The 20,583-nt window shown below is 64.1% G+C and carries 20 protein-coding genes; 18 read left to right on the top strand and 2 right to left on the bottom strand.

The genetic code is table 11. From position 1 onward, the window contains the following. The first annotated feature begins 8 nt into the window (after positions 1-8). The 9 genes from CRO48_RS09690 to CRO48_RS32150 all read left to right on the top strand — a co-directional run bounded on the left by CRO48_RS09690 (position 9) and on the right by CRO48_RS32150 (position 7,195). Complete coding sequence (locus tag CRO48_RS09690; RefSeq protein ID WP_097138567.1) at positions 9-650, top strand: SGNH/GDSL hydrolase family protein; 642 nt, start codon at positions 9-11, stop codon at positions 648-650. An 82-nt stretch (positions 651-732) separates the two neighbouring features. Beyond that, positions 733-993, top strand: coding sequence for a YdcH family protein (locus CRO48_RS09685; RefSeq protein ID WP_097138565.1), 261 nt, complete (start codon positions 733-735; stop codon positions 991-993). 99 nt (positions 994-1,092) lie between these two features. Continuing rightward, positions 1,093-2,538 carry a dihydrolipoyl dehydrogenase gene (lpdA, locus tag CRO48_RS09680; RefSeq protein ID WP_097138563.1) on the top strand — a complete coding sequence of 482 codons (1,446 nt, stop codon included), beginning with the start codon at positions 1,093-1,095 and terminating at the stop codon, positions 2,536-2,538. A gap of 266 nt (positions 2,539-2,804) precedes the next feature. Beyond that, a complete protein-coding gene (locus tag CRO48_RS09675) occupies positions 2,805-3,050 on the top strand; it encodes a GlsB/YeaQ/YmgE family stress response membrane protein (RefSeq protein WP_097138561.1) in 246 nt (81 codons plus the stop codon). 95 nt (positions 3,051-3,145) lie between these two features. Beyond that, positions 3,146-4,120 (top strand): lipoyl synthase, encoded by a 975-nt coding sequence (lipA, locus tag CRO48_RS09670; protein ID WP_097138559.1) that lies wholly within the window; start codon positions 3,146-3,148, stop codon positions 4,118-4,120. Positions 4,121-4,211: 91 nt separating this feature from the next. Next, complete coding sequence (locus tag CRO48_RS09665; protein WP_097138557.1) at positions 4,212-4,793, top strand: P-loop NTPase family protein; 582 nt, start codon at positions 4,212-4,214, stop codon at positions 4,791-4,793. Positions 4,794-4,935: 142 nt separating this feature from the next. Continuing rightward, positions 4,936-6,339, top strand: a complete 1,404-nt coding sequence (locus tag CRO48_RS09660) for a pyridoxal phosphate-dependent decarboxylase family protein (RefSeq protein WP_097138555.1) — start codon at positions 4,936-4,938, stop codon at positions 6,337-6,339. A 121-nt stretch (positions 6,340-6,460) separates the two neighbouring features. Next, positions 6,461-6,907 carry a type II toxin-antitoxin system RatA family toxin gene (locus CRO48_RS09655; protein ID WP_097138553.1) on the top strand — a complete coding sequence of 149 codons (447 nt, stop codon included), beginning with the start codon at positions 6,461-6,463 and terminating at the stop codon, positions 6,905-6,907. 120 nt (positions 6,908-7,027) lie between these two features. After that, positions 7,028-7,195, top strand: coding sequence for a hypothetical protein (locus CRO48_RS32150; RefSeq protein WP_176526706.1), 168 nt, complete (start codon positions 7,028-7,030; stop codon positions 7,193-7,195). Positions 7,196-7,205: 10 nt separating this feature from the next. On the opposite strand, the gene CRO48_RS09650 is transcribed toward CRO48_RS32150, so the two are convergent. Both CRO48_RS09650 and CRO48_RS09645 read right to left on the bottom strand, forming a co-directional pair. Further along, positions 7,206-7,700: a CinA family protein gene (locus CRO48_RS09650; RefSeq protein WP_097138772.1), complete on the bottom strand. Its 495-nt coding sequence runs from the start codon at positions 7,698-7,700 to the stop codon at positions 7,206-7,208. A 2-nt stretch (positions 7,701-7,702) separates the two neighbouring features. Further along, entirely contained in the window at positions 7,703-8,914 is a 1,212-nt protein-coding gene (locus tag CRO48_RS09645) for a bifunctional 2-C-methyl-D-erythritol 4-phosphate cytidylyltransferase/2-C-methyl-D-erythritol 2,4-cyclodiphosphate synthase (protein WP_097138551.1), read from the bottom strand. A gap of 146 nt (positions 8,915-9,060) precedes the next feature. Between CRO48_RS09645 and dusB the strand changes: the two genes are divergently transcribed. From dusB to hflX, 9 genes are all read left to right on the top strand, one after another. Next, the gene (gene dusB / locus CRO48_RS09640) at positions 9,061-10,095 is read left to right on the top strand and encodes a tRNA dihydrouridine synthase DusB (RefSeq protein ID WP_097138549.1); all 1,035 of its coding nucleotides are present in this window, start codon (positions 9,061-9,063) and stop codon (positions 10,093-10,095) included. After that, positions 10,095-11,237 (top strand): two-component system sensor histidine kinase NtrB, encoded by a 1,143-nt coding sequence (locus CRO48_RS09635; RefSeq protein ID WP_097138547.1) that lies wholly within the window; start codon positions 10,095-10,097, stop codon positions 11,235-11,237. Before dusB ends, CRO48_RS09635 begins: the two co-directional genes overlap by 1 nt. 3 nt (positions 11,238-11,240) lie before the next feature. Further along, the gene (ntrC, locus tag CRO48_RS09630) at positions 11,241-12,695 is read left to right on the top strand and encodes a nitrogen regulation protein NR(I) (RefSeq protein WP_097138545.1); all 1,455 of its coding nucleotides are present in this window, start codon (positions 11,241-11,243) and stop codon (positions 12,693-12,695) included. A gap of 188 nt (positions 12,696-12,883) precedes the next feature. Continuing rightward, positions 12,884-15,157, top strand: coding sequence for a sensor histidine kinase NtrY-like (locus CRO48_RS09625; RefSeq protein WP_097138543.1), 2,274 nt, complete (start codon positions 12,884-12,886; stop codon positions 15,155-15,157). Beyond that, a complete protein-coding gene (gene ntrX, locus CRO48_RS09620; RefSeq protein WP_097138540.1) occupies positions 15,147-16,511 on the top strand; it encodes a nitrogen assimilation response regulator NtrX in 1,365 nt (454 codons plus the stop codon). Before CRO48_RS09625 ends, ntrX begins: the two co-directional genes overlap by 11 nt. Positions 16,512-16,541: 30 nt before the next feature. Next, positions 16,542-17,918: a Trk system potassium transporter TrkA gene (gene trkA / locus CRO48_RS09615; protein WP_097138538.1), complete on the top strand. Its 1,377-nt coding sequence runs from the start codon at positions 16,542-16,544 to the stop codon at positions 17,916-17,918. A 9-nt stretch (positions 17,919-17,927) separates the two neighbouring features. After that, positions 17,928-18,791, top strand: a complete 864-nt coding sequence (locus tag CRO48_RS09610; protein ID WP_097138536.1) for a D-amino-acid transaminase — start codon at positions 17,928-17,930, stop codon at positions 18,789-18,791. A gap of 102 nt (positions 18,792-18,893) precedes the next feature. Then, on the top strand, positions 18,894-19,136 hold the full coding sequence (hfq, locus tag CRO48_RS09605) for an RNA chaperone Hfq (RefSeq protein WP_097138535.1): 243 nt from the start codon (positions 18,894-18,896) through the stop codon (positions 19,134-19,136). Between the two features lie 48 nt (positions 19,137-19,184). Further along, the gene (hflX, locus tag CRO48_RS09600) at positions 19,185-20,534 is read left to right on the top strand and encodes a GTPase HflX (RefSeq protein ID WP_245423477.1); all 1,350 of its coding nucleotides are present in this window, start codon (positions 19,185-19,187) and stop codon (positions 20,532-20,534) included. The last annotated feature ends 49 nt before the right edge of the window (positions 20,535-20,583 follow it).

Here is a 20,583-nt window from a genome sequence, read left to right as displayed (position 1 = left end):
GTTCGGCCATGAAGACGGTTCTCTGCTATGGCGACAGCCTGACATGGGGCTATGACGCGGAGACGCTCGGGCGCCATCCGCTGGAGGACCGTTGGCCGAGCGTGCTTGCCAAGGCGCTCGGGCCTGGCGTGCAGGTGATCGCCGAGGGGCTGAACGGGCGGACGACCGCCTATGACGATCATCTGGCGGACTGCGACCGCAACGGCGCCCGCATCCTGCCGACCGTGCTGCACAGCCACGACCCGCTCGATCTGGTCATCATCATGCTCGGTGCCAACGACATGAAGCCTGCGATCTGCGGCACGGCCTTCGGCGCGGTGCAGGGCATGGAGCGGCTGATCGATCTTGTGCGGCACCACGTCTGGTCCTTCGACAGCGAGGAGCGGCCCGACATCCTGATCGTGTCGCCGCCGCCCCTGTGCGAGACGGCGAATACGACCTTTGCGGCGATGTTTGCGGGCGGCGTCGAACAGTCGGCGATGCTGGCGACGCTTTATGCGGACCTTGCTGACGAGAAGGGCTGCGGTTTCTTCGATGCCGGCTCCGTTGCCGAGACGACACCGCTGGACGGCGTGCATCTGGATGCCACCAACACACGGGCTATCGGCCGGGGATTGGAGCCCGTCGTGCGCATGATGCTTGGACTTTGAAGACGGCGTTTGACGGGGATCAAGGAGTGATACACCCGGCGAGGTAGGCTTGCCGCATCGACTTCAAACAGGAGATGCTGCCATGTCGAACACCCCGCACCAGCTTGCAGAAGAGTTTCCCGAGCATGTCGGCAAGATCCGGCATTTGCGGGAAGTCGATGGACATTTTCACCGCATCACCGACGAGTACGACGCGGTGAATCGGGCGATCCATCGGGCAGAGACGGATATCGAGCCGACCGACGACTTTCGCATGGCGGACATGCGCAAGGAGCGGATGCGGCTCAAGGACGAAATCTTTGGAATGCTCACGCGGTTCGAAGCCGCTGACGAGCTTCCCTGAGGGACGGCAAGCGCGCTTTCCGGTCCTCTATAGCGACAGCGGGTACGGCCTCCGATCGGAGCGCACCCGCACAAGAGAAAAAGAGGAGTGGAAGCGCTCATGTCGAATGCCTACGACGTCATCGTTATCGGTTCGGGTCCCGGCGGTTATATCGCTGCGATTCGGGCCGCCCAGCTCGGCCTGAAAACGGCGATCGTCGAGCGGGAGCACCTTGCCGGCATCTGCTCGAACTGGGGGTGCATCCCGACCAAGGCGCTGCTGCGTTCCGCCGAGATCTTCCACTATGCGAAGCACCCCGGCGATTACGGCATCAAGATCGAAGGCAGTGTGACGCCGGACCTGAAGGCCATCGTCGCCCGCTCGCGCGGCATCGCCCAGCGCATGAACGGCGGCGTCGGCTTTTTGATGAAGAAGAACAAGGTCGACATCATCTGGGGCGAGGCGAAGCTTTCCAAGCCCGGCGAGATCGTCGTCTCCAAGACGTCGAAAAAGCCCGTCGAGCCGCAGGCCCCGCTGCCGAAGAACGTGCTGCCCGAGGGCACCTACACCGCGAAGCACATCATCGTCGCCACCGGCGCGCGTCCGCGCGCGCTTCCGGGCATCGAGCCGGACGGCAAGCTGATCTGGACCTATTTCGAGGCGATGAAGCCGGCAGAAATGCCGAAGTCGCTGCTGGTCATGGGGTCGGGCGCGATTGGCATCGAGTTCGCCTCGTTCTACCGCACGCTCGGCGTCGACGTCACGGTCGTTGAAGTGATGAAGACGGTGATGCCGGTCGAGGATGCTGAGATATCCGCGCTCGCCAAGAAGCAGTTCGAGAAGCAGGGCATGAAGATCCATCTGGAGGCCAAGGTCACCAAGGTGGAGAAGGGCGCGAATTCGATCACAGCGCACGTGGAGATGAAGGACGGCAAGGTCGAGAAGATCACCGCCGACCGGATGATCTCGGCGGTCGGCGTTCAGGCCAACATCGAGAACATCGGGCTTGAGGCGCTCGGCGTGAAGACCGATCGCGGCTTCATAGCGATCGACGGCTACGGCAAGACCAACGTGCCCGGCATTTATGCCATCGGAGACGTTGCCGGCCCGCCGATGCTGGCGCACAAGGCCGAGCACGAGGCCGTCATCTGCGTCGAGAAGATCGCGGGCCTGCCGAACGTCCATCCGATGGACAAGCTGAAGATCCCCGGCTGCACCTATTGCCACCCGCAGGTCGCCTCGGTGGGGCTGACGGAAGCAAAAGCGAAGGAGCAGGGCCGCGACATCCGCGTCGGCCGCTTCCCCTTCGTCGCCAACGGCAAGGCGATCGCGCTTGGAGAAGACCAGGGCCTCGTGAAGACGATCTTCGACAAGAAGACCGGCGAACTGCTCGGCGCGCATCTCGTCGGCGCGGAAGTGACCGAACTGATTCAGGGCTTCGTCGTAGCCATGAACCTCGAGACGACCGAGGAAGAGCTGATGCACACGATCTTCCCGCATCCGACGATTTCGGAAACGCTGAAGGAAAGCGTGCTCGACGCCTACGGGCGGGCGTTGAACGCTTAAGTCGCTAGAAGGAGCGGGGCTTCACAGTTTTCCTCTCACCCTAACTCTCCCCGCCTGAGGGGAGAAGATGCCGGCAGGCGGGTGAGGGGCACGGGAAAAGCACGATCCGCGCAAAGACTTGCGCGGGCTGGATGCCGGATCAAGTCCGGCATGACGAGAGACAGGGCGATATGCGGCCCTCGTTGCGGCCGGCGGCGCGCTTGCCCATATGACCGACGCGGCGGATCGGCCGCCCACGGGCGAACGGATACAAAGGAACGGACGGAATGGAAGTGGGCTTGATTACGGGGATCGTCATCGGCGGGCTTTCGGGCTGGCTTGCCGGCAAGCTGATGGACCTTCGCTTTGGCATCCTCATGAACATCGTGATCGGCATGATCGGAGCGGTGCTGGCGAATGCGATCTTCGACCGGGCCGGAATCCATGTCGCCAGCGGTTGGCTGGGTTACCTCGTGCAGGGTTTCGTCGGCTCGTGCATTTTGTTATTTGTCGCCAAGCTCGTCAGGCGTTGACGGATTTTTCGCGCGCACGCATGTCGCGCAAAAGTGTATAGCGGTTTTGCGGCCACGACATGCGATTGTAAGAAGCGGCTGAAGGCAGGTTTGAAATGGTCACCATCCTCGACAGGACTGTCCCGGGCGAAGAAAAGCGCCTCCGTCATCCGGAGAAGGCGCATCGCCCCGATACCGAGGTCGCGCGCAAGCCGGAGTGGATCCGCGTTAAGGCACCCGTCTCCAAGGGCTACCAGGAGACGCGCTCTATCGTGAAGGAGCACAAGCTCGTCACGGTCTGCGAGGAAGCCGGCTGCCCCAATATCGGCGAATGCTGGGACAAGAAGCATGCCACCTTCATGATCATGGGCGAGATCTGTACGCGCGCCTGCGCCTTCTGCAACGTCGCCACCGGCAAGCCGAACGCGCTCGACATGGCCGAGCCCGAAAACGTCGCCAAGGCCGTGCGCCAGATGGGCCTTAGCCACGTCGTCATTACCTCCGTCGACCGCGACGACCTGGAGGACGGTGGTGCCGAGCATTTCGAGAAGGTGATCTGGGCGATCCGGGCGGCTTCGCCGCTAACGACGATCGAGATCCTCACCCCCGATTTCCTGAAGAAGCCGGGTGCGCTGGAGCGCGTCGTGGCCGCCAAGCCGGACGTCTTCAACCACAACATGGAAACGGTCGCCGGCAACTACCTGACGGTGCGCCCGGGCGCGCGCTACTTCCACTCCATCCGCCTTCTGCAGCGGGTGAAGGAACTGGACCCGACCATGTTCACCAAGTCGGGCATCATGGTGGGCCTCGGCGAGGAGCGCAACGAGGTGCTGCAGCTGATGGACGACCTGCGCACCGCCGATGTCGACTTCCTGACGATCGGACAGTACCTGCAGCCGACCCGCAAGCACCACAAGGTGGAGAAGTTCGTCACCCCCGACGAGTTCAAGTCCTACGAGACGGTCGCCTATACCAAGGGCTTCCTCATGGTGGCGTCGAGCCCGCTGACGCGCTCCTCGCACCATGCCGGCGACGATTTCGCCCGCTTGAAGGCTGCGCGCGAAAAGAAGCTCCTGGCCGCTGCCGAATAGGCGGCACAGTCAGATTCACACAGAAAGATCCACACGGCCGTGGTTGCAAGACCGCGGCCCGAATGCGTTTCAGTAAGAGGAGGGGCGTCCCATGGCCGAGGACCTCGATGAGGTGGCGGCCCGCCTTGCAAGCGCATCGCGGGTGCTCGTCATTGGCTGTTCGGGCAGCGGCAAGAGCACGCTGGCCGCGCGCCTTTCGGGGATGCTCGACCTGCCGCACGTGCCGATGGACAGGGATATATTCTGGTTGCAGGGCTGGCAGCCGCGGCCACGAGCCGAAGCGCTCGCCCGGCTCAGGGAAGCCGTCGACAAACCACGCTGGATCATGGACGGAACAAGTCCCGGTACGCTGTCGCTTCGTCTGCCGCGCACCGATCTCGTCTTGTGGCTGCGACCGCCGCGATGGAAATCGCTCCGGGGCGTGACCGGACGATGGCTCAGATATCGGGGACGGTCGCGCCCGGACATGGCCGAGGGATGTCCGGAACGCCTCGACCTCCAATTCCTGCGCTACATCTGGAATTTCGAGCGGAGCGAAAGCCCGGAGATCGAGGAGCGGCTTGAGGAACACCCGACCGTTCCAGTACTGGTCCTGCGTTCGCATGCACAGTATGAGCGGCTTGTGCTGGCGCTGAAGCGCCTCCTGTCAGGCACGGGATACGTCGGCCGATAGCTCGCTCCCCTCTTTCGACCTCCACAAGCCATGCTCTCAGATGCCGCCATCGCGAAATCATTTGGCGGCGGCAGCGGGTGGACGTAGGTTGGGGCGATCGCAACGGCTGACGTTGCGAATTTGTCCGCAGGGAGGATCGCGGATGGATATCGAAGCCCTCTTTCGCTTGGCGGCGCAAAGCGCCGCCCGGTTTCGCAATGCTGTAGCGGAGCGGCCGCACCGACCGCTTCGCGACTATGCCGGCAGCGTCGCCGCATTCGACGAGGCCCTTCCGGAAGGCCCGGCAGAGGCGAACGCACTGATTTCGGACCTGGCCGCGCGCGCCGATCCCGGCCTGCACCTCATGGCCGGACCGCGCTTCTTCGGATGGGTGATCGGCGGGTCGCACCCGGTCGGCGTGGCGGCCGACATGCTGACGTCCGCCTGGGGGCAGAATGCCGGCAACCATACGGCCGCGCCCTCGGCGGCGGCCGTGGAGACGGTGGCCGCACGCTGGCTGCTGCAACTGCTTCATCTTCCCGGCGAATGCTCCGTCGGTTTCGTGACGGGCGCAACGGTCGCCAACTTCACCTGTCTTGCGGCCGCACGCGGGGCGGTGCTGCGGCGGCACGGCTGGGATGCCGACGCGCGCGGTCTGTTCGGCGCTCCGCCGATAACCGTGCTGATCGGCGACGACGCGCATACGACGGTCTTCTCAGCCCTGCAGTTTCTTGGCCTCGGCCACGACCGCGTCATCCGCGTGGCGACCGACGGGGAAGGGCGGATACGAGCGGACGCCTTCGAGGAGGCCTTGTCGGGCGTCGATGGACCAGCCATCGCCATCCTCCAGGCGGGGCAGATCAATACCGGTGCGTTCGACGACTTTCACGCGCTCATACCTCTGGCGAAGGGCAAGGGCGCGTGGGTGCATGTCGATGGCGCCTTCGGCCTCTGGGCAAGCGCAAGCCTGGAAAGGCGGGCGCTGGCAGCGGGCGTGGAAGAGGCCGACAGTTGGGCCACGGACGGGCACAAATGGCTGCAGACGCCTTATGACAGCGGCTATGCGATCGTGCGCGACGAGCTTGCCCATCGCCGCGCCATGACAATCGCCGCGAGCTACCTGCCCCTTGCCGGCGAGGGCGAACGCGATCCGTCGCATTACGTGCCGGAGCTGTCGCGGCGGGCGCGGGGATTTGCCACCTGGGCGATGATCAGGCACCTTGGCCGTCACGGCATCGCGGATATGATCGAGCGCAATTGCAAGGCGGCCGCAGCGATCGCCGCAATCCTGGGCGAGCGACAGGACGTTCGCGTGCTCAACGAGGTGGTGCTCAACCAGGTCATCGTCCGCTTCGGCACGGACGGGGAGGCGGGCGACCGCCTGACGCAGGAGGTGATCGCAGCTGTGCAAAAGGACGGCCAGATCTTTGTCGGCGGCGCGCAGTGGCGCGGTCGACAGGTGATGCGGATCTCGGTCTGCAACTTCCAGACCGACGTGCATCAGGCCGAGATTGCCGCGGCGGCAATCCTCTCGGCCCTCGGGCGTGTCTCGGCAGAGGTTAAATAGCGCTCCGATCTTGTATCGTCGCCGGGATGGCGCACCCGAAACCGGCGCGCCCTGCCGGCCGGCGCGCTTTCGAGGCGTATCGCATCTTGTTTCTGCGACTGTGTTTGAATATCTCCAGCACATGCCCCAATTCGAAACCCGGCGGCAGGTGCCGCACTCGCCCGAACAGATGTATGCGCTCGTCGCCGACGTGGAGCGCTATCCCGAATTCCTGCCCCTGTGCGAAGGGCTTGTGGTTCGCTCCCGCAAGGAGCGGGACGGCAAGGAGCTGCTCGTCGCGGACATGACCGTGGGCTACAAGGCCATTCGTGAGACGTTCACGACGCAGGTGCTGCTCAATCCGGCGGAACAGGCGATCGACGTGAAGTATATCGACGGTCCGTTTCGCTACCTCGACAACCGCTGGCGCTTTGAACCGGTCGACGGCGGCGGGTGCAGCGTCCACTTCTTCATCGACTACGAGTTCAAGAGCCGCATCCTGGGCGCCCTCATGGGCTCGATGTTCGACCGGGCCTTCCACATGTTCTCCGAAGCCTTCGAGAAGCGTGCCGAAAAGATCTACGCCTGACATCCTTCCGTGTTGGTAACGGCGGCAAGCGGATCCAGTCGAGAACCGGCGATTTTCTGGCGAACAAAAGCCGGTGGCTGGCCGTCAGTTCGATAGGACACGGTAACAGAGGTCGGCACCATGCACGCAATCCTGCTCGCGCTGAACGCCGTTTCGATCGCGGTGGCAGCTGTTCTCGTCTTCAATGTGGCAGACGGCGGCGAAGGCGCTAGAACGCAATCCTCGGTTAAGGCATCGATGGCCGGCGCGCATGCGACCGGCGTGAAGCGGTTTTCGCCCGCGCGATGAAGGTGCCGTGCTACGGGCCGGCCGCCTCGATCAGCATTTCCAGCGCCGTCAGGACGGTGGCAAGCCGAATCGCCTGGCGGCCGATGTCGCCGTAGCGCATTTCCCGGTGCAGCGTGGCGCCGTTCCGGTTGGCGGCTGCGATATGAACCAGGCCGACCGGCTTTTCCGCAGAGCCGCCACCGGGACCGGCGATGCCTGTGACGGCGACCGCGACGTCGGCACGGGAGGCCGTGAGCGCGCCTTCGACCATCTCGATGGCGGTTTGCCTCGATACGGCGCCATGGGCGGCAAGCGTTTCTTCCGAAACCTTGAGAAGCTGCATCTTGGCGTCGTTGGAATAGGTGACGAAGCCGCGATCGACCACGGCCGAGGAGCCGGCGATCTCCGTCAGTGCCGCCGCAATCAGCCCGCCGGTGCAGGACTCCGCGGTTGCCGCCATGAGGCCTCGCCTCGTCCAATCCGACACAATGTCATGTGCGGTTGCCTCGATATCGGCGGGCCACATGCTCATGGCTTGCGTTTTCCGTAGACGACGGTTGCCGTGGCGATCGCGGCGATCCCCTCGCGGCGGCCGATAAAGCCGATCTTCTCGTTCGTCGTCGCCTTGACCGAGCAGCGGTCGAGCGAGATTGCGAGTATTTCCGACAGTTTCATCCGCATGGCCTCGCGATGAGGGCCGATCTTGGGGGCCTCGGCGATCAGCGAGACGTCGGCGTTCATGATCGTGCCGCCGTTCTGGCGGACGATGCCTGCCGCGTGCTCGAGGAAGATGCGCGAGGGCGCCCCCTTCCATTGCGGGTCGGACGGCGGAAAGTGATCGCCGATGTCGCCGGCGCCGCAGGTAGCGAGCAACGCGTCCGTCAGCGCGTGGAGGGCGACGTCGGCGTCCGAATGGCCCTTCAGCCGCTGGTCGTGCGGGATGAAGATGCCGCAGAGCGTGACGCCGTCGCCGGGTTCGAGCTGGTGGACGTCGTAGCCATTGCCGGTGCGCACGTCGGGAAGGGGCGCGGACAGTCTTTCGTCTGCCATGATGATATCTTTCTGCAAAGTCAGCTTGACGTTTCCGACGGCTCCTTCGACGAGGCGCACGGGCACGCCCGCCCATTCGGCGATGGCAGCGTCGTCGGTGAAATCGCTTTGGCCCCCGGCGGCAGCCTGTCGGTGCGCATCGAGAATCGTCTGGAAGTGAAAAGCTTGCGGTGTCTGGGCGGCAAAGAGACCTGCGCGCGGCACGGTTTCTGCGACGTCGCCGTCGATGCCGGCCCGCTTGAGCGTGTCGGCGACGGCGACCGCCGGCAGCACTGCCCGGGCACCGGCCGCAAGTGCTGCCTCCACGCGATCGAGCAATGCGGGATCCGCGAACGGGCGGACGGCATCCTGGATCAGGACATGTTCGATGTCGGCGCCCGCCATGGCTTCCAGTCCGGCCAGTACGGACTGCTGGCGGCTCGCACCGCCCGTGACCACGCGGATATTGCCGCTACTGCCATTCACCTGTAACAGCGCGGCGGCAAGAAGATCGCGGTCGTCCGCATGGATGACGACGACGATCGGGGCATCGGGCGCCCATTTGACAAAGGCATCCAGCGTATGGGAGATAACCGGCCTTCCTGCAATGCGCCGATACTGCTTCGGACCATCCGGGTGCGATCCGGCTCGTTCTCCGCGTCCCGCCGCAACGATGATCACGCCGCAATTGATCCGATTTTGTGCGCTCATCGTGTTCTGGTTCCTCGCGATCGAAGCGGTTTGAGCCGATGTAGAACGATCGTCGCCTCAATGCCAGCCGAGTTGCGGAATTTTGCGGCAGGTGACGGAAACGACTTGGCAATACCTTTCTGATTGTCTAAAAATAGGGCACGATTTTGGTCTGCTTGAAAGATGAGCATTTGACAGAGGTGAGCCTTTCCGAACCCTTGTCGATCGGACGACAGGTTCTGCGCAACCGCGTTGTGCTCGCGCCGATGTCGGGCGTGACCGACTTGCCGTTTCGCGAACTTGCGTGGCGGTTCGGCGCGGGGCTGGTGGTGACGGAGATGGTGGCGAGCCGGGAGCTCGCGGCGAATGCACCGGAATCTTGGGCGCGCATCCGCAATCGCGGGATTCGCCCGCACATGGTGCAACTGGCAGGACGCGACGCAGTCTGGATGGCGGAGGCGGCCCGCCTCGCCGAGGCAAACGGTGCCGACATCATCGATATCAATATGGGATGCCCCGCAAAGAAGGTGATCGGCGGCTATTCCGGCTCTGCCCTGATGCGGGAGCCCGACCATGCACTGCGGCTGATCGAGGCGACCGTGAAGGCGGTGACGGTGCCCGTCACGGTGAAGATGCGGCTCGGCTGGGACCACGACTGCCTGAATGCGCCGGAAATTGCAGCACGCGCGGAGGGCGCAGGCGCGCAGATGATCACTGTGCATGGGCGCACCCGCATGCAGTTCTACGAAGGCAAGGCCGACTGGGATGCGATCGGCGCCGTGCGCGACCGCATCCAGGTTCCGCTTGTCGCCAATGGCGACGTCGATACCGCCGAGGACTGCGCGGATATCCTGCGCCGGTCGGGCGCAGACGCGGTCATGATCGGCCGTGCTGCGCAGGGGCGTCCGTGGCATCCGGCCGTCGTTGCCGGCGTCTGCGCGGCGCCTGCGGGGGACGAACTGGCAGCCATCGCCGTGGAGCACTATCGGATGATGCTCGATTTCTATGGCACCGTCGCCGGCCTCCGCCACGCGCGAAAGCACGTGGGCTGGTATCTGGACCGACATGCGCCCGGTATCGCGCCGGCGCAGAGAGGCGCGCTCATGGTGTCGACCGACGCGGAGTTCGTCGCCGATCGTCTGGCGGCGGCCCTGATCGACGGCGGTGCTGCTGCCGGGCCAATGAAGGAAAAGGCGGCGTAATGAGCAGTTCGGACAAGGATACTCAGGCCGACACGAACGGGCTGGCCATGGCGGTGCTGAACGCTATTCAGCATCCCGTCATCCTCGTCGACGAGGCCGGCCACATCGCTTTCGCCAACTGGGAGGCAGAGAGCTTCTTTGGCGCCAGCGCAAGCCATCTTGCCCGCTATAATATCAGCACTTTCATACCCTTCGGCAGTCCTCTTCTAACGTTGATCGAACAGGTCAGGGAGCGGCGCGCTCCTGTGAACGAGTATCGGGTAGACCTCAGTTCGCCGCGGCTCGGCGCTGACAAGCTCGTCGATCTCTATGTTGCCCCGGTTTCGACGACTGCCGGTTCCGTGGTCGTGGTGCTGCAGGAGCGATCGATGGCAGACAAGATCGACCGGCAGCTGACGCACCGCGCCGCTGCCCGCTCGGTCACGGGGCTGGCGTCGATGCTGGCGCACGAGATCAAGAACCCGCTGTCAGGCATTCGCGGCGCGGCGCAACTGCTGGAAACCTCCGTTGTCGACGACGACCGGGCGCTGACGCGACTGATCTGCGATGAGACGGACCGGATCGTCTCGCTGGTCGACCGGATGGAAGTGTTCTCGGACGAGCGTCCCGTCGACCGGGTGGCGCTGAACATCCATTCCGTGCTGGACCATGTGAAGGCGGTGGCCAGCGCCGGCTTTGCCCGTCACATCAAGATCACAGAGAACTACGATCCCTCGCTGCCGCCGGTCTACGCCAATCGCGACCAACTGGTGCAGGTGTTCCTCAACCTGATCAAGAACGCTGCCGAGGCGGTGGGCGACAGGCCAGATGGCGAGATCATGCTGACGACGGCCTACCGGCCGGGCATCCGCCTGTCCGTAGCGGGCACGCGCGAGAAGGTTTCGTTGCCGCTCGAGTTCTGCGTTCACGACAACGGGCCGGGCGTGCCGCCGGATTTGCTGCCGCACCTGTTCGATCCCTTCATCACGACCAAGACCAACGGGTCGGGTCTCGGACTGGCGCTGGTCGCCAAGATCATCGGCGGCCATGGCGGCATCATCGAATGCGACAGCCAGGGCCACCGCACAACGTTTCGCGTGCTGATGCCCGCCTCCAAGGGGCTGCGCGAGGAAGATGATACCTCCGGAGAGCAGAGGAAATAGCAGATGACAGGCGCCACAGTCCTTGTTGCCGACGACGATGCGGCGATCAGAACCGTTCTCAACCAGGCGCTGAGCCGGGCAGGCTACGATGTTCGCATCACCTCCAACGCCGCGACGCTCTGGCGCTGGATCGCGGCGGGCGAGGGCGACATCGTCGTGACCGACGTCGTGATGCCGGACGAGAACGCGTTTGACCTCCTGCCGCGGATCAAGAAGGCACGGCCCGACCTGCCGGTGCTCGTCATGAGCGCGCAGAATACCTTCATGACGGCGATCAAGGCGTCCGAGCGTGGCGCGTACGACTACCTGCCGAAGCCGTTCGACCTGACCGAACTGATCGCGATCATCGGCCGGGCTCTGGCCGAGCCGAAGAAGAAGCCGGCGAAACTCGACGACGACACCCAGGACGGCATGCCGCTGGTCGGACGTTCGGCTGCCATGCAGGAGATCTACCGCGTCCTGGCCCGGCTGATGCAGACAGACCTGACCCTGATGATCACCGGCGAATCGGGTACCGGCAAGGAGCTGGTGGCGCGCGCGCTGCACGACTACGGCAAGCGCCGCAACGGGCCGTTTGTGGCGATCAACATGGCGGCTATTCCACGTGACCTGATCGAATCGGAGCTGTTCGGCCACGAGAAGGGCGCCTTCACCGGTGCGCAGAATCGCTCGACCGGCCGCTTCGAGCAGGCGGAGGGGGGCACGCTGTTCCTCGACGAGATCGGCGATATGCCGATGGACGCACAGACACGTCTTCTGCGCGTGCTCCAGCAGGGCGAATACACCACCGTCGGCGGTCGCACCCCGATCCGCACCGACGTGCGCATCGTCGCTGCCACCAACAAGGATCTGAAACAGTCGATCAATCAGGGCCTTTTCCGGGAAGATCTCTACTACCGCCTGAACGTCGTGCCGCTGCGGTTGCCGCCGCTTCGCGACCGGGCGGAGGACATTCCGGACCTGGTGCGCCATTTCGTCCAGCAGGCCGAAAAGGAAGGTCTGGACTCCAAGCGATTCGACCAGGAAGCACTGGAACTGATGAAGGCGCATTCCTGGCCGGGCAACGTGCGCGAGCTGGAGAACCTCATCCGGCGCCTGACGGCACTTTATCCACAGGATGTCATCACCCGCGAAATCATAGACACCGAGCTGCGCACCGACGTGCCCGACAGCCCGATCGAGAAGGCGTCGGCCCGCAACGGCTCGCTTTCGATCTCCCAGGCGGTGGAGGAAAACATGCGTCAGTATTTCGCCAGTTTCGGCGATGGCCTGCCGCCTCCGGGGCTTTACGACCGTGTTCTGGCCGAAATGGAGTATCCGCTGATCCTCGCCGCCCTGACGGCGACGCGCGGAAACCAGATCAAGGCGGCCGATCTGCTCGGTCTCAACCGGAACACCCTGCGCAAGAAGATTCGCGAACTCGGCGTCTCGGTCTACCGAAGCTCCCGGCTGGCTTGACTTGGCGCCAAGCCGCGTTGCATTTTCGCCACATTGTGTTGCTTGGTGGTAACAGATGGGCGCGGTGGCGAATAGGCAGATTACATCTGCCGTTCCCCCTGTACGGTACGGGATCCCGCCTTCATTCGGACGCATCAGGATGAACGAGGGTACCGGCCAGCCATGGCCGGTTGGAGCGAGTGCAGCGAATGAACGACAACGCGACCCTGATCGGGGGCGGACAGGAAACGGCCGGCAACGGTCGCGACCGCAGGGCATCGTTCGCGCTTCCGGGCCTGCTTCTCGCCGGCGGGGCGCTGATCGCTGCGACCATCTCGCTCTTCATCCTGCTGGGGCTGACGCCGATCAAGCCCGAGGCCAACGTCATCATCGCCTCCGTCGCGGTCAACGCGTTGTTCGTGCTCGGTCTCATCATCCTCATCGGGCGCGAGATCGCGCGGCTGCTGAAGGCGCGTTCGCGCGGCCGTGCCGCAGCACGGCTGCATGTGCGCATCGTGGCATTGTTCTCGGTCGTGGCGATCACGCCGGCGATTCTGGTCGCCATCTTCGCTTCGATCACCCTCGACGTCGGGCTCGATCGCTGGTTTTCCATCCGCACCCAGTCGATCGTCAGTTCGTCGCTGAACGTCGCCCAGGCCTATGTCCTGGAGAATGCCAGCTATCTCCAGGGGCAGACGGTTTCGATGTCGAACGACCTGGAGCGGAACCGCCAGCTCTACAGCCTCGACCGCACCGGATTTGCCGAACTGATCACCCGGCAGGCGCGGGGTCGCGGCATGCTTGGGGCATTCCTTGTGCGCGGCGACGGTTCGCCAATCCTGCAGGCGAACATTCCAACCGACAAGCCGCTGCCGGCAGTTCCGGAAGAAGCGCTGGAGGCCGCGGCGTCCGGCCAGCCGACGCTGATCCCGCCGGGCACGACCAACCTCGTCGGCGCCGTCATAAAGATCGACAATATTCCCGACACCTTTCTCTACACGATCCGCACGGTCGATCCCGAAGTCATGCGCTCGATGCGGCAGATGGAGGACAATACGGCCGAATACCGGGCACTGGAGGCTGGCAGAACGTCGCTGCAACTTGCCTTCGGCGTGCTCTATCTCGGCTTTGCGCTGATCGTGCTGCTGGCGGCGATCTGGACCGCGATTGCGGTCGCCGACCGCATCGTCCGCCCGATCCGGCTTTTGATCGGGGCTGCTGATGCCGTCGCTTCGGGCAACCTTGACGTCCATGTGCCGGTGCGCACGGCCGATGGCGACGTCGGCAGCCTGTCGCGGACCTTTAACAAGATGATCTCGGAGATTCGCGCCCAGCAGGGCCAGATTCTCGATGCCAAGGACGAGATGGAGCAGCGCGGCCACTTCATCGAGGCGGTGCTATCGGGCGTGACTGCGGCGGTGATCGGCGTGGAGGAGGGTGGACGCCTGACGATCGCCAATTCTTCCGCCGAGCTTCTCTTCGGCCGGGACGCCGGCGCGCTTGTGGGGGCGCAGCTTTCGGAGGTCGCGCCCGAGGTCGCTGCCGTCCTGCAGGAAGCCTCTCCGCGGTACCGCAACGACTACCGCCGGCAGATCAACATCATGCGCGGCGGCACCGAACGCACGCTCAACGTCCAGGTGACGCGCGAGGAGGCGAAGGACGCGAAGGAATCCTACGTCATCACCATCGACGACATCACCGATCTCGTGATCGCGCAACGCTCGACCGCATGGGCCGACGTCGCCCGCAGGATCGCCCACGAGATCAAGAACCCGCTGACGCCGATCCAGCTTTCGGCGGAGCGGATCCGGCGTCGCTACGGCAAGCAGATCAACCAGGACGACCGTGCCGTGTTCGACCAGTGTACCGACACGATCGTGCGCCAGGTCGAGGATATCGGCCGCATGGTGGACGAGTTCTCTTCGTTCGCGCGCATGCCGAAGCCGACCAAGGACCAGGCGGACCTGCGCAGCATCCTCAAGGATGCGGTGTTCCTGCGCGAGATGGGCAACAATCACGTTACTTTCGTGAAGGACTTCGATGCCGAGCCGCTGGTCGGGCATTTCGATTCGCGCATGCTCGGCCAGGCCTTCGGCAATATCATCAAGAACGCCGTCGAGGCGATCGAGGCCTTGCCGGCCGACGGGCAGCGCGACGAGCGCAAGGTGCTCGTGCGGGCGCGGCGGGAGGCGGGAAGCGGACGATATGTCGTCGACGTGATCGACAACGGCAAAGGGCTGCCGACGGAAAACCGACACCGGATTCTGGAGCCCTACATGACAATGCGCGAAAAGGGCACTGGGCTCGGTCTCGCGATCGTCAAGAAAATCATAGAAGACCACGGCGGGCAGCTGGAACTGCACGATGCCCCCGCGGACTTCGACAACGGCCACGGGGCGATGATCCGCGTGATCCTGCCCGTCGAGGAAAATGTGGCTGTCGATGCGGAAAAAAGTGACAAGGAACTGACACATGGCCTCTGACATTCTGGTTGTGGACGACGAAGAGGATATCCGCGAGATCGTGTCGGGAATCCTCTCCGACGAGGGGCACGAGACGCGCACTGCCTACGACAGCGACAGCGCGCTCCAGGCCATAAGCGATCGCGTCCCGCGGCTGGTGTTTCTCGACATCTGGATGCAGGGCAGCCGGCTGGACGGCCTTGCCCTGCTTGACGAAATCAAAAGCCGCTATCCGGACCTGCCGGTCGTGATGATCTCCGGTCACGGCAACATCGAGACCGCCGTCTCCGCGATTCGCCGCGGCGCATACGATTTCATCGAAAAGCCCTTCAAGGCGGACCGACTGATCCTGATCGCGGAACGGGCGCTGGAAAATTCGAAGCTGCGTCGCGAAGTCACGGAGCTGAAGCGCCGGTCCGGCGACGCGGCCGAGCTGATCGGTACGTCGGTTGCCGTCTCGCAGCTGCGCCAGACGATCGAGAAGGTGTCGCCAACCAACAGCCGCATCATGATCCTCGGGCCCTCCGGATCCGGCAAGGAACTCGTCGCGAGGATGATCCATCGCAAGTCGACGCGCGCGGGCGGTCCCTTCGTCGTCCTCAATGCGGCCGCAATCACGCCCGAGCGGATGGAGATTGCGTTGTTCGGCACCGAAGGCGGGCCTGGGCAGCAGCGCAAGACCGGCGCGCTCGAAGAAGCGCATGGCGGCATCCTCTACCTCGACGAGATCGGCGAAATGCCGCGCGAGACGCAAAACAAGATCCTGCGCGTTCTGGTCGACCAGCAGTTCGAACGCGTCGGCGGATCGAAGCGGGTCAAGGTCGACGTCCGGATCATTTCCTCCACCGCCTACAATCTGGAAAGCCAGATCGCGGAGGGCGCGTTCCGGGAAGACCTCTATCACCGTCTCGCCGTTGTGCCCGTGCGCGTGCCGGCGCTGGCCGAGCGGCGCGAGGACATTCCATTCCTCGTGGACATGTTCATGCGCCAGGTCAGCGAGCAGGCCGGCATCCGGGCCCGCAAGATCGGAGACGACGCGCTTGCGGTGTTGCAGGCGCATGACTGGCCCGGCAACATCCGTCAGCTGCGCAACAATATCGAACGGCTGATGATCCTCGCCCGCAGCGACGGCCCCGACAGCGTCATCACCGCCGACATGCTGCCGACCGACGTCGGCGACATGCTGCCGAAGGTCTCCACCCAGGGCGACCAGCACATCATGACGCTGCCGCTCCGTGAGGCGCGCGAAATGTTCGAGCGCGATTATCTCGTGGCGCAGATCAACCGCTTCGGCGGTAACATTTCGCGGACCGCCGAGTTCGTCGGCATGGAACGTTCCGCGCTGCATCGCAAACTGAAGTCGCTCGGCGTCTGAGGGCGATGTGGGAGCGGCGAGGGGCGTGACATGAAAGTCATTATTTGCGGCGCCGGCCGCGTGGGTTACGGCATCGCCGAGCGTCTGTCGCAGGAGGGCAACGACGTCTCGGTCATCGATACCTCGGCTTCGCTGATCTCGGCGATCACCGAGACCTTGGACGTGAGCGGCGTGGTGGGCCACGGCGCGCATCCGGACGTTTTGGGACGCGCGGGCGCGGACCAGGCCGAAATGATCATCGCCGTCACCCTGCACGACGAGATCAACATGGTCGCCTGCCAGGTGGCGCATTCGCTGTTCAAGGTGCCGACCAAGATCGCCCGCATCCGTGCGCAGAGCTATCTGGCGCCGGAGTACTCCGATCTCTTCTCGCGCGACGACATGCCGATCGACGTGGCGATTTCCCCGGAGATCGAGGTCGGCAAGATGGTTCTCCGGCGCATTTCCTTTCCCGGTGCCACCGACGTCGTACGTTTCGCCGACGACCGGATCGTGATGCTGGCGATCGAGTGCATGGAGGATTGCCCCGTCGTCAACACGCCGTTGCAGCAGCTGACGGAGCTCTTTCCGGACCTCATGGCCACGGTGACCGGCGTCTACCGGGATGGCAAGCTGTTCGTGCCGCGATCGGGCGACGAGTTGCAGACCGGGGACCTTGCCTATGTCGTCTGCGATGCGACGCAGGTGCGGCGCACGCTATCGCTTTTCGGGCACGAGGAGCAGGAGGCCGCGCGCATCGTCATTGCCGGCGGCGGCAATATCGGTCTCTTCGTTGCCAAGACGATCGAGGAGTTTCAGCCGCGCACCCGCATCAAGATCATCGAGAGCGACCGGGAGCGTGCCGTCCATATCGCCGATAACTTGCGCAATTCCGTCGTCCTGCATGGGTCGGCGCTCGACCAGAAGCTTTTGCAGCAGGCCGATATCCAGGACGCCGATCTCGTGGTCACGCTGACCAACAACGACCAGATCAATATTCTGGGCGGCGTGATGGCCAAGGCGCTCGGCTGCAAGCACAACCTCGTCCTCCTGAACGATCCCTCCTATCAGGAACTCATTCGCAGCATGGACATCGACGCGCACATCAATCCGCGGGCGGTGACGATCTCCGGCATCCTTCAGCATGTCCGGAAGGGGCGCATCCGCCGGGTCTACGCGGTGCAGCGCGGGGCGGCCGAGGTGATCGAGGCGGAGGCGCTGGAGACCTCGCCTTTGGTCGGCAGGCCGTTCCGGGACCTCGACCTTCCCGAGGGCATTCGCATCGGCGCCATCCTGCGCGACGGCAAGGTGGTCCGGCCAGACGGCGACGTCCGCATCAAGGCGAAGGACAGGGTCGTCCTGTTTGCGACGGTGGAAGCCGTCCGCCATGTCCAGCAGCTTTTCCGTGTCAGCATCCAGTATTTTTAGGCGGTTCCCATGCCACGTTTTGCCTATGTCAACGGTCAGTATGTGCGTCATGCCGAGGCGGCCGTCCACGTCGAGGATCGCGGCTACCAGTTCGCCGACGGCGTCTATGAGGTTTGCGAGGTTCGCCACGGCTTTATCGTCGATCTGACGCGGCATCTCGACCGCCTGGGCCGGTCGCTGGGCGAACTGTGCATCGCCTGGCCGATGTCACGGCAGGCGCTTGTCGTGGTGATCCGCGAGGTCCTGCGGCGAAACAGGGTGCACAACGGCCTGTTCTACCTGCAGGTCACGCGCGGGGTGGCGCGGCGCGATCATGTTTTTCCGGCAGGAGACGTCGCGCCATCGATCGTCGTCACTGCGAAGTCGACCGATCCGGGCGTCATCGCGCGCAAGAACGAAATCGGCATCAGGGCGATCACCGTGCCGGAGAATCGCTGGGATCGCGTCGATATCAAGACCGTCGGGTTGCTGCCCAACGTGCTGGCAAGGCAGCAGGCGAAGGAGAGCGGGGCGCAGGAAGCGATCTTCGTAGATGCGGAGGGTAACGTCACCGAAGGGGCTGCGACCAATGTCTGGATCGTGGACGGCGAGGGCCGGCTCGTGACCCGTCCGGCAGACCACGGCATCCTCAGGGGAATCACGCGGACGTCGCTGATGGACGTGGCCGAACGAGTCGGCATGACGGTCGTGGAACGCGCCTTTACGGTTGCGGAGATGATGAACGCGCGTGAGGTGTTCATCTCCGCGGCGACGAGCATCTGCTTCCCTGTGGTCGAAATCGACGGAAAACCCGTTGCAAACGGCCATCCCGGCGGGAGCGCGCAGAAACTGCGTGATGTTTTTTTCGACGTTGCGGAGAAGATTGCGATTTGATACCTAAGCGGATGGAGGGGCGAACGATGCTTCGAACCTCACGGGGCATCAAGTTTTAGTCAACCGGTCGTCAGGATCGGCAATCAAGAAAGAAGCGGCGCCATGGCGGAACGTTCTCAGAATTTGCAGGACCTTTTTCTAAATACTGTTCGCAAGCAAAAGATCTCCCTCACAATCTTCCTTATCAATGGCGTAAAGCTGACGGGCGTTGTGACGTCTTTTGACAACTTCTGTGTGCTCCTGCGGCGCGACGGCCACTCGCAGCTCGTCTACAAGCACGCGATCTCCACCATCATGCCCGGTCAGCCGCTGCAGATGTTCGAGACCGAGGAAGGCGCCTCCTGACAAAGGTCAAGGCTCATTAGCAAGCGCGATACAAGTCAGGATTCCATTGTGCCGGAGCTCGAGAAGCGCCGCGACGATTCGCGGGCGGTCGTCATTGCCCCGGTGATCAAGAAGGGGAAAGTCGACGCCAGCGGCGCCGTTTCCCGTTCCGACGAGGCGCGGCTGGCGGAAGCGATCGGGCTTGCACGCGCCATCGATCTCGAGGTGGTTTTCTCGGCCGTGGTCCCGGTCAGCCAGCCGAAGCCGGGCACGCTGCTCGGCACCGGCAAGATCGCCGAGATCAAGACGGCGCTCGATGCGAACGATGCCGGTCTGGTCATCGTCGATCACCCGCTGACGCCGGTTCAGCAGCGCAACCTCGAGAAGGAGTGGAACGCCAAGGTCATCGACCGGACGGGCCTCATCCTGGAAATTTTCGGCCGCCGGGCTTCCACGAAGGAAGGCACGTTGCAGGTCGAGCTTGCCCATCTCAACTACCAGAAGGGCCGGCTGGTCCGCAGCTGGACCCACCTTGAGCGTCAGCGCGGCGGTGCCGGCTTCATGGGCGGCCCCGGCGAAACGCAGATCGAGGCCGACCGCCGGCTGCTGCAGGAACGCATCGTGCGGCTGGAGCGCGAGCTGGAGCAGGTGCGTCGCACGCGCCAGCTGCACCGGGCCAAGCGCAAGAAGGTTCCCCATCCGATCGTGGCGCTCGTCGGCTATACGAATGCCGGCAAATCGACGCTGTTCAACCGGATCACCGGCGCGGGCGTTCTGGCCGAGGACATGCTGTTTGCCACGCTGGACCCGACGCTGCGGCGGATGAAGCTGCCGCAGGGGCGCACCGTGATCCTCTCTGACACCGTCGGCTTCATTTCCGACCTGCCCACCCATCTCGTCGCAGCCTTTCGGGCGACGCTGGAAGAGGTGCTGGAGGCGGACCTGATCCTGCACGTGCGCGACATGTCGGACCCGGACAATGGCGCACAAGCTTCCGATGTGCTGCGCATCCTCGCCGATCTCGGCATCGACGAGAAGGACGGCGCCGAACGTATCCTGGAGGTCTGGAACAAGATCGACGACCTGCCGGCAGAAGCACGCGAGGCACTGGTGCAGAAGGCGGCGTCGACGCCCAATACCATCGCGGTGTCCGCATTGACGGGCGAGGGGGTCGACGCGCTGATGGCCGAGATCAATCGCCGTCTGTCCGGCGTCCTCGTCGATCGCGACGTGGTGCTGCCGATCGACAAGCTGCAGCTTCTGCCCTGGCTCTACGACCATTCGATCGTCGACGAGCGCGAGGACCAGGAGGATGGCAGCGTCCGCGTCGCCGTGCGGCTGACGGAGACCGAGGCGGCCGAACTCGACCGGAGGCTGGGGCAGGGAGAGAAGCGGCCGCTCGAGGACTGGGAGCGGTAGCGGGCGATCATCTGTGTGAGTTTCGGGTCGTTCGCAGCGGGATCGCGCG

Source organism: Rhizobium subbaraonis, assembly GCF_900220975.1.
In the GTDB taxonomy this organism is placed as follows: Bacteria; Pseudomonadota; Alphaproteobacteria; order Rhizobiales; family Rhizobiaceae; genus Mycoplana; species Mycoplana subbaraonis.
The sequence above is the reverse complement of the archived record's forward strand: the minus strand, read 5'-3'. Positions and strand labels throughout refer to the sequence as shown.

What these genes read in the sequence shown, in the direction of transcription:
- CRO48_RS09685 (WP_097138565.1), top strand. Translation starts at nt 733, where the DNA reads ATGTCGAACACCCCGCACCAGCTTGCAGAAGAGTTTCCCGAGCATGTC.
- CRO48_RS09650 (WP_097138772.1), bottom strand. Translation starts at nt 7,700, where the DNA reads ATGTGGCCCGCCGATATCGAGGCAACCGCACATGACATTGTGTCGGAT.
- ntrX (WP_097138540.1), top strand. Translation starts at nt 15,147, where the DNA reads ATGGCCTCTGACATTCTGGTTGTGGACGACGAAGAGGATATCCGCGAG.
- CRO48_RS09655 (WP_097138553.1), top strand. Translation starts at nt 6,461, where the DNA reads ATGCCCCAATTCGAAACCCGGCGGCAGGTGCCGCACTCGCCCGAACAG.
- trkA (WP_097138538.1), top strand. Translation starts at nt 16,542, where the DNA reads ATGAAAGTCATTATTTGCGGCGCCGGCCGCGTGGGTTACGGCATCGCC.
- CRO48_RS09635 (WP_097138547.1), top strand. Translation starts at nt 10,095, where the DNA reads ATGAGCAGTTCGGACAAGGATACTCAGGCCGACACGAACGGGCTGGCC.
- lipA (WP_097138559.1), top strand. Translation starts at nt 3,146, where the DNA reads ATGGTCACCATCCTCGACAGGACTGTCCCGGGCGAAGAAAAGCGCCTC.
- hfq (WP_097138535.1), top strand. Translation starts at nt 18,894, where the DNA reads ATGGCGGAACGTTCTCAGAATTTGCAGGACCTTTTTCTAAATACTGTT.
- CRO48_RS09625 (WP_097138543.1), top strand. Translation starts at nt 12,884, where the DNA reads ATGAACGACAACGCGACCCTGATCGGGGGCGGACAGGAAACGGCCGGC.
- CRO48_RS09645 (WP_097138551.1), bottom strand. Translation starts at nt 8,914, where the DNA reads ATGAGCGCACAAAATCGGATCAATTGCGGCGTGATCATCGTTGCGGCG.
- CRO48_RS09675 (WP_097138561.1), top strand. Translation starts at nt 2,805, where the DNA reads ATGGAAGTGGGCTTGATTACGGGGATCGTCATCGGCGGGCTTTCGGGC.
- lpdA (WP_097138563.1), top strand. Translation starts at nt 1,093, where the DNA reads ATGTCGAATGCCTACGACGTCATCGTTATCGGTTCGGGTCCCGGCGGT.
- CRO48_RS32150 (WP_176526706.1), top strand. Translation starts at nt 7,028, where the DNA reads ATGCACGCAATCCTGCTCGCGCTGAACGCCGTTTCGATCGCGGTGGCA.
- CRO48_RS09660 (WP_097138555.1), top strand. Translation starts at nt 4,936, where the DNA reads ATGGATATCGAAGCCCTCTTTCGCTTGGCGGCGCAAAGCGCCGCCCGG.
- ntrC (WP_097138545.1), top strand. Translation starts at nt 11,241, where the DNA reads ATGACAGGCGCCACAGTCCTTGTTGCCGACGACGATGCGGCGATCAGA.
- CRO48_RS09665 (WP_097138557.1), top strand. Translation starts at nt 4,212, where the DNA reads ATGGCCGAGGACCTCGATGAGGTGGCGGCCCGCCTTGCAAGCGCATCG.
- CRO48_RS09610 (WP_097138536.1), top strand. Translation starts at nt 17,928, where the DNA reads ATGCCACGTTTTGCCTATGTCAACGGTCAGTATGTGCGTCATGCCGAG.
- CRO48_RS09690 (WP_097138567.1), top strand. Translation starts at nt 9, where the DNA reads ATGAAGACGGTTCTCTGCTATGGCGACAGCCTGACATGGGGCTATGAC.